Source organism: Cyclobacteriaceae bacterium (assembly GCA_030584025.1).
GTDB lineage: Bacteria > Bacteroidota > Bacteroidia > Cytophagales > Cyclobacteriaceae > UBA2336.
The window spans coordinates 863,395-874,947 of sequence record CP129487.1; the positions used below are offsets into that span (position 1 = coordinate 863,395).

Annotated in this window: 13 protein-coding genes; all 13 read right to left on the reverse strand. The window is 44.8% G+C overall.

Going from position 1 to position 11,553, the window contains the following annotated elements:
- Window positions 1–144: 144 nt before the first annotated feature.
- Window positions 145–474, reverse strand: a complete 330-nt coding sequence (locus QY309_04155; GenBank protein ID WKZ60673.1) for a hypothetical protein — start codon at window positions 472–474, stop codon at window positions 145–147.
- 30 nt (window positions 475–504) lie between these two features.
- Window positions 505–1,923 carry an NADH-quinone oxidoreductase subunit N gene (locus QY309_04160; GenBank protein ID WKZ60674.1) on the reverse strand — a complete coding sequence of 473 codons (1,419 nt, stop codon included), beginning with the start codon at window positions 1,921–1,923 and terminating at the stop codon, window positions 505–507.
- Window positions 1,924–1,999: 76 nt separating this feature from the next.
- Window positions 2,000–3,475, reverse strand: a complete 1,476-nt coding sequence (locus QY309_04165; protein WKZ60675.1) for an NADH-quinone oxidoreductase subunit M — start codon at window positions 3,473–3,475, stop codon at window positions 2,000–2,002.
- Between the two features lie 3 nt (window positions 3,476–3,478).
- The gene (nuoL, locus tag QY309_04170) at window positions 3,479–5,374 is read right to left on the reverse strand and encodes an NADH-quinone oxidoreductase subunit L (GenBank protein ID WKZ60676.1); all 1,896 of its coding nucleotides are present in this window, start codon (window positions 5,372–5,374) and stop codon (window positions 3,479–3,481) included.
- Between the two features lie 115 nt (window positions 5,375–5,489).
- Window positions 5,490–5,807 (reverse strand): NADH-quinone oxidoreductase subunit NuoK, encoded by a 318-nt coding sequence (nuoK, locus tag QY309_04175; GenBank protein ID WKZ60677.1) that lies wholly within the window; start codon window positions 5,805–5,807, stop codon window positions 5,490–5,492.
- Window positions 5,804–6,319, reverse strand: coding sequence for an NADH-quinone oxidoreductase subunit J (locus QY309_04180; protein WKZ60678.1), 516 nt, complete (start codon window positions 6,317–6,319; stop codon window positions 5,804–5,806). Before QY309_04180 ends, nuoK begins: the two co-directional genes overlap by 4 nt.
- Window positions 6,319–6,795 (reverse strand): 4Fe-4S binding protein, encoded by a 477-nt coding sequence (locus QY309_04185; GenBank protein ID WKZ60679.1) that lies wholly within the window; start codon window positions 6,793–6,795, stop codon window positions 6,319–6,321. Before QY309_04185 ends, QY309_04180 begins: the two co-directional genes overlap by 1 nt.
- A gap of 41 nt (window positions 6,796–6,836) precedes the next feature.
- Entirely contained in the window at window positions 6,837–7,922 is a 1,086-nt protein-coding gene (nuoH, locus tag QY309_04190) for an NADH-quinone oxidoreductase subunit NuoH (GenBank protein WKZ60680.1), read from the reverse strand.
- Window position 7,923: 1 nt separating this feature from the next.
- The gene (locus QY309_04195) at window positions 7,924–9,042 is read right to left on the reverse strand and encodes an NADH-quinone oxidoreductase subunit D (protein ID WKZ60681.1); all 1,119 of its coding nucleotides are present in this window, start codon (window positions 9,040–9,042) and stop codon (window positions 7,924–7,926) included.
- On the reverse strand, window positions 9,042–9,500 hold the full coding sequence (locus tag QY309_04200) for an NADH-quinone oxidoreductase subunit C (GenBank protein WKZ60682.1): 459 nt from the start codon (window positions 9,498–9,500) through the stop codon (window positions 9,042–9,044). Before QY309_04200 ends, QY309_04195 begins: the two co-directional genes overlap by 1 nt.
- Before the next feature lie 51 nt (window positions 9,501–9,551).
- Entirely contained in the window at window positions 9,552–10,121 is a 570-nt protein-coding gene (locus QY309_04205) for an NADH-quinone oxidoreductase subunit B family protein (GenBank protein WKZ60683.1), read from the reverse strand.
- Window positions 10,112–10,462 carry an NADH-quinone oxidoreductase subunit A gene (locus QY309_04210; protein ID WKZ60684.1) on the reverse strand — a complete coding sequence of 117 codons (351 nt, stop codon included), beginning with the start codon at window positions 10,460–10,462 and terminating at the stop codon, window positions 10,112–10,114. The genes QY309_04205 and QY309_04210 overlap by 10 nt, the downstream gene beginning before the upstream one ends.
- 56 nt (window positions 10,463–10,518) lie before the next feature.
- Window positions 10,519–11,553, reverse strand: a complete 1,035-nt coding sequence (locus QY309_04215; protein WKZ60685.1) for a 2-oxoacid:ferredoxin oxidoreductase subunit beta — start codon at window positions 11,551–11,553, stop codon at window positions 10,519–10,521.

Consider the following 11,553-nt stretch of genomic DNA (forward strand, 5'->3'; position numbering starts at 1 on the left):
ATGTCCTAGACCTTTTCTTTTATTATCAGTTGAATCTACCTTCTTTTCCATTTGGTATACAACGTTTGCTCGGAGAACTTCTTCAGCAATCTTTTGAAGTGACGATGAGGATTTATGTCAACTCACGAATATATAAAATCTCACTCACTTCTTCCCCAAATCCCAATAATTCGGCTCGGGCTTATTGGTAAGCTGGTTCCAGATGTCGGGTGTAACGCGGTGACCGTCTAACGTGCGCAGTTCGCGATTGTACACTTTTACTATGGGATTAAAGGTAACGTCAGGTGTAATGAGGGTATAGGTTTGTTCGCTGCCTTCTTTGGGTGGATCCGTTTCAACAATGATTTCAAGTTTATTGTGGAGTAGCAATTGTTGCAGAAAGTCCGCGCGGTTTTTTGAAACGTTCGCCTCAATGATGCGAAACGTTTTTCCATCTATTTCTTTTGTTGGATGTTGAAATTTATCGAGCGGCATTTTTCTGGTTATTCCTGTTTATTCGTCTTATTAATTCCCGATCACACAAAGATTCTTAATGTATTCAAACACCGGACTATAAAATCCAATAATCAATATACCCACGGAACACGCTACTAAGGAAATGCGCATCGCCATATCACTGGTAAATGCCGTCACGGGCGTATCGCTGTTGTTGATGAACATCGCCTTAACCACCAGCAGGTAATAGTATAGAGAGATTACTGTGTTGAGCACGGCAACTCCGAGCAATACATAGAACCCGCTTTCAGCTACCGCAGTAAACAGAAAGAATTTTCCAAAGAAACCTGCCAGGGGTGGAATACCCGCCAGTGAAAACAAGGCCAGCATCATTACCAGGCTAAGCCGTGGGTTGGTTTTATAGAATCCGTTGTAATCGTCAATTTTAATTTTTCCTGAGGCCTGCTCCACCGCCTGTACCACACCAAACGCAGCCAGGTTGGAAAATACGTATACCAATACAAAATAGATGACGGTAGCCATGCCCAAGGTTGTGCCGCCAACAATGCCCAGCATAATAAACCCGGCTTGTGCAATGGAAGAAAAGGCCAAAAAGCGTTTTAAGTTTTGCTGGCGAATGGCAAACAGGTTACCGATGGTCATGGTAAGTATGGAGGTGGCATACAGTACTTCCTGCCACATGGGTTGAATAACGCGGAACAGCGTGGTGAGCACAATAACCAAAATGAAAACAGCGGAGCCTTTTGATATAACGGACAAGTATGAAGTAACACTGGTTGGGCTGCCTTCGTACACATCAGCTGTCCATAAGTGGAAGGGAACAATGCTGATTTTGAATGCGAGGCCCGAAAAGAAAAAGATGAAGCCCAGCACGTTGATCATGGAATCACCGCTTTCGAACGCATTAAAATACAGGTTGCCATTAGCGGCAAAAAGTACGGAGATGCCAAACAGCAAGATGGCTGATGAAAAAGCAGAGGACAGAATAAGTTTTATACCCGCTTCAGCGGATTTACTTTTGAATTGTTCGTAAGCAGCCAAAGCGGCAATCGGAATGGTGGTGAGTTCCAGCCCGAGATAGAACATAAGAAAATGTCCGGAGGAGATCATGTAGCTAACGCCAATCAGACTGGAGAGCATCAATAAATAAAACTCGGTTACTCTATCCTGGTAGTTGGGTTGATTTAACCAACTGAAGCTTTGTAAAAAAATAATCAGCACACCTATGTTCAGGATGTTTTTCATGAGTATACGAAGCGGATCAGTAACATACATGTTTCCGAACACCGTGCCGGTTTCAGCGGGCAGAAATCCGATAACGGTTACCAAAGCCATCAGCACGCAGGTAAACAGCTTGATGTTTTGTTTACGGTTTTCAGCCATCCCGATTTCTGCAATCAGCAGGATAAGGGCCACTGCTACCAGGGCCCACTCGTGTCGCATAATCATGAGTTCATCAAGACTCATATTTTTCGATTTAAGATTTATGAATGATGATTTATGATTTCAGATTTCGCGAATCTAAATCTTAAATCTTCAATCTTCAATCTAATATCGCCCCCAAGCTTCCCATAATCATATCCGAAAGCCACAGAGGCGCAATACCAATTATTACTATCGCCACAATCAACGTTACCGTAGCCAGCTTCTCATGCCATTTGGCTGGCTCAAGATGTTGATATGCTTCTTTCTTAATCGGGCCCATCAACAAACTGCCTACAACACGCAAAATATAAACGGCTGTTACTACAATGGATGAAATCGCCATAATGGTAATCACCCGATGAAACATATCCGGATGTTGAAAGGCTCCTACGAAAATCGTCATCTCAGCCACAAAGCCACTTAAACCCGGCAAGCCCAACGAAGCCAGACCGGCAATTACATAACACACCGAAAGAAACGGCAACACTTTCATCAATCCACCCATTTCATGTACAATGCGCGTGTGCGTGCGTGAGTACAACATGCCGATCAAAGCAAAGAAGAGGGCGGTCATCAATCCGTGTGAAATCATTTGAAGTACCGCACCATTGGCAGCAGTCTCATTCAGCATGAGTACTGCAAACAATACCAAACCGCAGTGGCTTACGGATGAATACGCGTTGATGTATTTCAGATCGCTTTGCGCGATTACACCCAGCGCGCCATAGATCACTGAGATGGAGGTGAGTATCAAAAAGATCCAGGCCAGTTCATGTGCTGCTTCGGGCATCAAGCCGATGGCTACTTTCAAACAGCCATACCCACCCAGCTTCATCAGCACACCTGCATGAAGCATCGAAACGGCCGTGGGGGCAGAGCTGTGTCCATCGGGTGACCAGGTGTGGAACGGAAACAACGCGCCAATTACCCCAAACCCAATAAAGGTGATGGGAAAGAAGATGCGTTGCATTTCTATGGGGAATTGTTGCTGTGTCAGTTCAAGAATGTTAAAGCTGTGTACACCATTTACATCGGAGTGAAAGTAGATGCCAAGAATACCCACAACCAGCAGCGCGGATCCGGCCATCAGCATAAGCGTAAGTTTCATGGCGCTGTATTCTTTTTTGCCGCTGCCCCAAATGCCAATGAGTAGGTACATGGGGATTACAGCCAGCTCAAAGAACAAAAACATCACAAACAAATCGAGGGAGATGAAGAAACCGAAAACTCCGGTTGCCAGGATAATCAGCGAAGCAAAAAACTCCCTATATTGATCTTTTACTTCCCAACTGGCAAAGATTCCTGTAAAAATCACAATGGAGGTGAGCAGAATCATGGCCACAGAAATGCCATCCACACCGATGTCAAAATTGATGTTCAGTGCAGGATACCATTCAAAGCGGTTTCCGAACAAGATAGCTTCGGTATTTCCAGCGGCTCTTTCTTTTAAAAAGATGAATAGCAGATAAAAAGAAGTAATCAACTGATTACTCATGCCCACAGCCGAGAAATTTTTCGCTTGTCTGGCATTGCGTGCAAACATCACCGCTAAAGCGGTCAGTGCAGGTATGACAATGAGTGCGATCAGTATCATGGGTTAAGCATAAGCGTATAACATAACCAATACAATCAATATTACTCCTGATAAAAAGATGTACGCGTAGTGTTGCAGTTGTCCGGATTGCAACCCTTTTATTTCAGCAGATACTTTATTGGTAGCGGTAGCGGTAAAATCCATAAAGGCATCAATCACCTGCCGGTCGAACCAGGCAATGGGTTTAGATACCAGGTTGAATATTATTTTTTTGGTAACGAACAGGTAGAGTTCATCGATGTAAAATTTCTTCAAGGCAACACGATATAATCCATTTAAAGCGGTAGCAATTTTTTCTGATAAAGGTGACTCCTTTTTATACAACGCCCATGCGATCAATATTCCGGTTGCTGCCACCACCACAGAGAGAATGGCAACGGTTTGATTCATTTCAACATGCAAGGGCTGACTGTTGAATGAAACAAATTTCCCGAAAGGAATGAATCCGGTAACAACCGAACCAACGGCCAATACCATCATGGGTGCCAACATGATGAAAGAAGATTCATGTGGTTTGTGATCATAAACCGTTTCGCGATTCCAAAACACCAGAAAGTACAACCGGAACATGTAGAAAGCGGTGAGTCCTGCTGAGAATGCTGCAATGGCAAAGTAAACCGGACTGCTATCCAAGGCGGCTGTAAGAATCTCATCTTTACTAAAGAATCCTGCAAAAGGAGGAATGCCTGCAATGGCCAGACAAGCAATCAGGAATAAAATGTGCGTAATCGGTTGGTGCCTGCGCAGGTTACCCATTTCCCGAATGTCGTTTGTGTGAATGGCATGAATGATCGATCCCGCACCCAGGAAAAGCAGTGCCTTGAAGAACGCATGTGTAAACAAATGAAACATGGAAGCGGTAAAGCCTAATCCATATTCAGCGTAACCTGAGACACCAAGTGCCAGCATCATGTAACCGATTTGCGACATGGTGGAGAAGGCGAGTATTCGTTTGATGTCGGTTTGTGTGCAGGCAATGATGGCCGCAAACAACAGGGTGAACGCACCAATAAAGGCAACTGCATCCAATGCTTCAGGGGCATGAAAACTAAATACCGGGAACATGCGCGCTACCAGGAACACACCGGCAACTACCATGGTGGCCGCGTGAATCAATGCCGATACCGGTGTCGGACCTTCCATGGCATCGGGTAACCAGATGTGCAACGGAAACATAGCCGACTTACCCGCACCACCCATAAAGATTAGCAGAAGTGCCCAGGTAAGAACCGATAATCCAAGAAATGAACTGCCCGTCATGGTGGTAAAAGCCACATGATTGGGATCGGTAATTGCTGCGAAATCGAATGTACCTGTATAATACGAGAGCAACAGGATGCCTACGAGAAATCCAAAGTCGGCAAAGCGCGTAACAATAAATGCTTTCTTAGCTGCCGCTACTGCTTCGGGCTTATCGTAATAATAGCCGATCAACAGGTAGGAAGATACACCTACCAGTTCCCAGAACATATACAGTTGGAATAAGTTAGTTGCTACAACCAATCCGAGCATGGAAAAGCTAAACAAAGAGAGGAACGCGTAATAACGCACAAATCCCTTTTCGCCATGCATGTAACCGAGACTGTAAAGAAACACCATGAAGGAAACGGTAGTGATCACTACCAGCATCATCACGGAAATGGGATCCAATAAAATCCCCATGTCGATTTGAAGTGTTTCTGTAAAGCGAAGCCAGGTAATTTGAAATGGAATTACTTTTTCAAACGAAGTAGACTGAAAGAAATAGGAGTATGCCGTAACCCAAGCCAGAACCGTTGCCACACCAATCGCCCCGGTAGCCAGCCAACCGGCTAACCTATGCGGAAGTTTACCACTCAGCAATCCGTTTATCACGAATGCTGTGAATGGTAACGCTATGATCAGTAAAACGTATGACATTTTTCACTATTTCACTTTGCGATGCTTTGCGTGTTCTTAGCGAGCTTTGCGTGAAAAGTATTCTCGCAAAGGCCGCAGTGATTACGCAAAGAACGCAAAGGGTTGGTTCATTAATTTAGTATTTCATTTTATCTACCTCCTCCACATCAATGGAGCGAATGTTCCGGTATAAGTTTATAAATATGGCAATGGCCACAGCCGCTTCTGCAGCTGCTATGGCGATAATGAACAAGGCAAAGAAATGTCCCTCAATTTGATCGGGATATAGATACCGGTCAAAAATCACAAAGTTGATGTTCACTGCGTTGAGCATCAGCTCTACGCCAATTAGCATGGTAACCAAATTTCTTCGCGTGAGAAACCCGTATGCTCCAATGAAGAACATGGCGCTGGTCACCATCAATACATGCGATATGGGTACATGCTCCATCATTTTTCAGAAGCTTTACGTTTGGCAATAACAATGGCCCCGATCATCGCGGCCAATAATAAAATACTGATTACTTCGAAGGGTAATACATAACCACCTTCCCCATAGCCAAGTAGCTTTTCGCCAATCACACTTACGGTTACCTCAGCTTGAGGAGCTTGCGAGACTTCAAAAGTATGATTCGAAAGTGCATAAACTGTAAGTACAAATCCGCCCAATACCAACACGGCTGTGATAAAAACCTTACCCCATGCTGGTTTCTCCAGTTTTTCGTTGATGTGTGTGGTGAGTAAAATGGAAAAGATAATCAGCACCACAATGCCACCGGCATATACAATCAACTGTACTGCGGCCAGAAACTGGTAGTCGATCATAAAGTACAATGCAGCTGTTCCGGCTAATGCAAACAGCAAGTAAACCGCAGCACGCAAAATTCTACGACTGGTAACAGCGAGTAGGGAGAAGATGATCATCACTCCTGCAATAATGTAGAATATGATTGCGCTGGTTGCCATTATTTTACTCCATCCATAATTTTTGATCCGGGATTATTCAATACTTTCGTAAGCTTTGACCGATCGAACACAGCATGTTCAAACGTGTTGGCCATTTTAATGGCATCGGTAGGGCAGGCGGGTATGCATAAACCACACATCGTACACATTTGTAAATGATACACGAAGGTGTCTAATGCTTTTACTTTTCTTCCGTCAACATCTACACGCTTATGAATAATTTCAATGGTACCATTCGGGCATGCAACTTCACAAGCCGAGCATCCTGTGCACCGATGTTCATTGTTTTCGTTGTGCAGCAACACCACTTCTCCGCGGAAACGTTCAAACATTTTCAACGTTTCGCGGTTTTCGGGATATTGTTGTGTGATGATTTCTTTCGGGTGGGTAAAATAATGGCCTGTTACCCGCATGCCGGTAACTAAGGACTTCAATCCGAAGTAGATTTCTTTGAAATAGTTTACTATCCCTTTCATTCAGTGTCTTGCTACTTATATCTTATATCTAAAGTCTATTCCTAAAAATGCCAGCCCATCAAACTCAAAAACGCCATCAGTACAATGTTCATCAAATTAATGGGTAACAGGTATTTCCACTCTAACGTCAATAACTGATCGATGCGAAGGCGCGGGAATGTCCAGCGGAACCACATCATCATAAAAATCATAAAGCCAACTTTGCCAAAGAACCAGACAATCGGAGGAATAAAGTCCATAATGGCATTAAAGCCTTCCCAACTGCCAATATGAAACGGCATCCAGCCGCCCAAGAAAACCGTGGCACCGATGCCGGCCACAATAAACATGTTCGCAAATTCAGCCAGGAAGAAAAAGGCAAACTTCAGTCCCGAGTATTCAGTGTGAAAGCCGGCTGTTAATTCCGATTCAGCTTCAGCCAAATCGAACGGTCCGCGATTGGTTTCGGCTGTGCTGGCAATCAGGAAAATGATAAAGGCAATCATAGCCGGAATGTGACCCTTAAATATCCACCAACCATCCGCCTGCGATTCTACAATAGTGCTGAATTGCAAACTACCCGTAAGCACTACAATGGTTAATAGTGAAAGGGCTACGGATAATTCATAACTGATAATCTGCGCTCCTGCCCGCATCGCCCCAATCAATGAATATTTATTGTTGGATGACCATCCGGCCAATAAAATACCAATTACACCCAACGATGAAACAGCTGCGACATAGAGAATGCCAATGTCAAAATCAATGGCTTGCAAGCCTTTGGCAAAAGGCAATGCAGCAATCGCCATAAAGGCAGCGATCATGATCACAAACGGTGCAAGGTTGAACAAAAACTTGTCAGCGTCTTTGTTGATCAACGGTTCTTTAAGCAAAAGTTTGATTACATCAGCAAGCGTCTGGGCTGTTCCCCATTTTCCAACACGCATCGGACCAAGGCGTTGTTGAATCACGGCACTTACTTTTCGTTCGGCATACACCAACACTAACCCCAATATGGCAAACAACAACATGAATGTGATGCCCACCAATACCATTTCCAGTATTACCACCGTTCCCGGCTCAAACCGTGCTGATAATCCTTCGTGGATGGCGCGTGTGAGGTAGGAAAAGTCGTAGAGCCACTTCATGCTATCGGTCAATATCGGGTATAACTAAATCAATGGTCGACATGATGGCTACGAGGTCGGCAATTTTGCAACCTTGTGCCATGTGATTCAATGCAGATAAATTACTGAAGCCCGGTGAGCGAAACTTCAACCGGTACGGACTTTTTTGCCCTTCGCTGATGATGTATACGCCAAATTCACCGCGAGCCGTTTCCACTTTCTGATAGAATTCACCTTTTGGTAATTTAATTACTGCTTTGGTAGGTGCTTTAAATGGTCCTTCAGGTATGTTGTCGATTAGCTGTTCAATGATGGAAAGTGACTCCCACATCTCATCAATACGGCATTGATAACGCGCAAAGCAATCTCCTTCCGTACGAAGAATTTCTTTAAACAGCACTTTATCGTAAGCGCTGTAGGGATGATGCTTGCGTACATCACATGAAAATCCGGAGGCTCTTCCGGATGGGCCGGTTACACCAAAGGAAATCGCATCTTCTTTCGAAAGCTTGCCAATACCCATGGTACGCTGACGAAAGATTACATTGTGGGATAGCAGGTCATCGTACTCCGGCAATTTCTTTTTGAAGTGTGCAATGAAATCTTTGGTGCGCTTTTGAAAGTTTGGATGGATGTCGAACATCAATCCACCCGGAACATTGTAGTTCATGGTTAATCGGGCACCACAGGTTTCTTCAAAAATATCGGTGATCATTTCGCGATCACGGAAGCCGTATAGAAAAGTGGTGATGGCGCCTAAATCCATACCCATAACGCCCCACCAGAGTTGGTGCGATGACAAACGTGTAAGTTCGCCTATGATGGTACGAATAACTTTTACCCGTTCGGGTACTTCCAGTTGCAAACCCATTTCAACCGCCAGGCAAACGGCCTCATTATTGATGTGGCACGAGAGGTAATCCATCCGGTCGGTGAGGTGCACGATCTGCTGGTAGCTGTCGTGTTCACACATTTTTTCAATGGAGCGATGAATGTACCCGATGTGAGGTTCTACTTTTCGGATAATCTCACCATCCAACGATAACACCAGGCGCAGTACTCCGTGTGTAGACGGGTGCTGCGGACCCATGTTAATGAAGTACTCCTGCGACTCAAGCGGTTTGGTGATTACATCTTCCATCAGTAAGCAATCATGTTTACAGGGTCTACGTAATCTTTCCGCATGGGGTAGCCAACCCAGTCATCAGTTAATAGCAGTCTTCTTAGGTCTGGATGATTTTTGAAAACGATTCCATACAAGTCAAAGATTTCACGTTCATGAAATTCGGCTGTGCGATACAGATCGCATACGGTGTCAATCTCCGGATTTTCACGCGAATTAATTTTGGCTTTGATAACCACCATGTGATTCAGTGTAGTGGATTTCAGGTGGTAGACTACTTCCATGTGTTGCGGCCAATCAACACCGGTTTGGCAAAACAGATAATCAAATGAGGTTTGAGGATTCGATTTCAGTTCAGTAAGTATTGCACGGATTTTTTCGGACGGAATGGTCGCCTGTAAATACTGGGTGCCTTGTACGATCTCCGCTTCAGGCACCCGTTGTAGTATAAAATCTTTTAATGAATCGCTGTCCATTCAATATTTGTTATCTCCCCTATCCTAATAGGAGAGGGGTAAGGCGTGAGGTTACACAAAATCCTTCATCGGGTCGCGTGGCTCTGCCAACGACTCGCCTTTTATCTTTTTCTGCAACTGCAGTATACCGTATAACAACGCTTCCGGCCGAGGGGGACAACCGGGAACATACACATCCACAGGAATCACATGATCAGCACCTTTTACCACCGAGTATGTATTATAATAGAATGGTCCACCCGAAGTGGCGCATGCGCCCATTGCAATCACATATTTCGGATCGGCCATCTGATCGTACAATCGCTTAAGTACGGGCGCCATTTTGTTCACAATGGTTCCGGCAATCACGATTAAGTCGGCCTGGCGGGGTGTAGCACGGGCCACCTCCGTTCCAAACCGCGACCAATCATGGCGACTGGCACCGGTGGCCATCATTTCAATGGCACAGCAACTGGTGCCAAATACAAGCGGCCAAAGGGAATTTGCACGCGACCAGTTTACCACACTGTCAATTGATGTGATGACAATGTTGCTGCCGGGGCCACGTACCACTTCTCCGGGAAAATCCTTGAGGAGTTCCTGATGTTGTTGCGGACTTATCGTGTTTTGATTTACTCCCATTTCAACGCTTTCTTTTTCCAGGCATATAACAACCCAAGTCCGAGAATGATCAGAAAAATTAAAATTTCTATAAAAGCAGATAAGCCAACTTTCTTCATCACCACCGCCCAGGGAAAAATGAAAACCGTTTCCACATCGAAGATGAGAAAGAGGATGGCGAACAGGTAATACCCTACCCGGAACTGAATCCAGGAAGTGCCCTGTGTAGGAACACCACACTCATACGGCTCGTCTTTCAACGGGTTTTTTGATTTTGGCGCTAACAGGTTTGATGCCAATATACCGGCCCCTACCATGATTACACCCCCGATGAAAAATATAATTAAGGCTTCACTACTCATTCGCTTGTGTTTTTACCTGCATTTCAAAAATAGGAAAAGTTGGTGTAAGCAGTTGCTTACTTAATCTCCCAAATTTCTCCACTCTTTAATAAGTCATCCACTGAATGGTATCGTGCATTCGCGGTTATCTTTTCACGTTCTTCTGCAATCGCTTCATCATATGTTTTTGCCCTGACCTCACGAATAACTCCCAAGGCCATCGGGAAGTGAGGTGGCGCCATGCGGGCAAGCATCAGGTGAAGCGTTGGATCTTCATTGTGTGCATCATGAACAAGGATGTCGTTTTCGGTGATGCCATTTTCGCCAATCGTTACAACTTCCAGTTTTAAACCGTTCAGACGAATGCCTTTTTTATTCTCCTTGCCAAATAACAGGGGTTGACCATGCTTTACATGCAATTGAAAATCATCGCGGTTTTGTTTCGCAGTAACGGCAGCATGGGCATCGTCATTGAAGATCACACAGTTTTGCAACACTTCCACCAATGAGGTACCTACATGTTTGGCCGCGTGCACAAAAATCTCCGTCATTAATTTCGGATTGGTGTCAATGGTTCGGGCGTAGAAGGTGCCTTGTGCACCAATCACGAGTTCTGCAGCCTGGAATGGCCGTTCAACTGATCCATACGGTGTGGATTTGGTTACTAGTCCTGCCGGAGAGGTGGGGGAGTATTGCCCTTTGGTAAGTCCGTAGATCTCATTATTAAAGAGTATGATATTGATATCAATGTTTCTACGCAAAGCATGAATGAAGTGGTTTCCACCAATGGCCATCGCATCGCCATCGCCTTGAATTTCCCAAACGCTCAGTTTAGGGTTAGCCAGTTTTACTCCGGTTGCCACAGCAGGCCCACGACCGTGAATGGTATGAAAGCCATACGTATTCATATAATATGGAAAGCGAGCTGCGCAGCCGATTCCTGAAACGAAGACAAAATTTTCGCGGGGAATGTTAAGCTGCGGCAATGCATTGGTCATGGCTGAGAGGATGGAATAATCGCCACAGCCCGGGCACCACCTTACCAACTGGTCGCTTTCAAAATCTTTTTTGGTGAGGGTTTTTTCTTGCGGTATATCTATTGTGTTTTCCAT

Bases quoted from the DNA above. Each gene is read 5' to 3' on its own strand.
- QY309_04155 (WKZ60673.1), bottom strand. From the start codon at position 474: ATGCCGCTCGATAAATTTCAACATCCAACAAAAGAAATAGATGGAAAA.
- QY309_04160 (WKZ60674.1), bottom strand. From the start codon at position 1,923: ATGAGTCTTGATGAACTCATGATTATGCGACACGAGTGGGCCCTGGTA.
- QY309_04165 (WKZ60675.1), bottom strand. From the start codon at position 3,475: ATGATACTGATCGCACTCATTGTCATACCTGCACTGACCGCTTTAGCG.
- nuoL (WKZ60676.1), bottom strand. From the start codon at position 5,374: ATGTCATACGTTTTACTGATCATAGCGTTACCATTCACAGCATTCGTG.
- nuoK (WKZ60677.1), bottom strand. From the start codon at position 5,807: ATGATGGAGCATGTACCCATATCGCATGTATTGATGGTGACCAGCGCC.
- QY309_04180 (WKZ60678.1), bottom strand. From the start codon at position 6,319: ATGGCAACCAGCGCAATCATATTCTACATTATTGCAGGAGTGATGATC.
- QY309_04185 (WKZ60679.1), bottom strand. From the start codon at position 6,795: ATGAAAGGGATAGTAAACTATTTCAAAGAAATCTACTTCGGATTGAAG.
- nuoH (WKZ60680.1), bottom strand. From the start codon at position 7,922: ATGAAGTGGCTCTACGACTTTTCCTACCTCACACGCGCCATCCACGAA.
- QY309_04195 (WKZ60681.1), bottom strand. From the start codon at position 9,042: ATGGAAGATGTAATCACCAAACCGCTTGAGTCGCAGGAGTACTTCATT.
- QY309_04200 (WKZ60682.1), bottom strand. From the start codon at position 9,500: ATGGACAGCGATTCATTAAAAGATTTTATACTACAACGGGTGCCTGAA.
- QY309_04205 (WKZ60683.1), bottom strand. From the start codon at position 10,121: ATGGGAGTAAATCAAAACACGATAAGTCCGCAACAACATCAGGAACTC.
- QY309_04210 (WKZ60684.1), bottom strand. From the start codon at position 10,462: ATGAGTAGTGAAGCCTTAATTATATTTTTCATCGGGGGTGTAATCATG.
- QY309_04215 (WKZ60685.1), bottom strand. From the start codon at position 11,553: ATGGAAAACACAATAGATATACCGCAAGAAAAAACCCTCACCAAAAAA.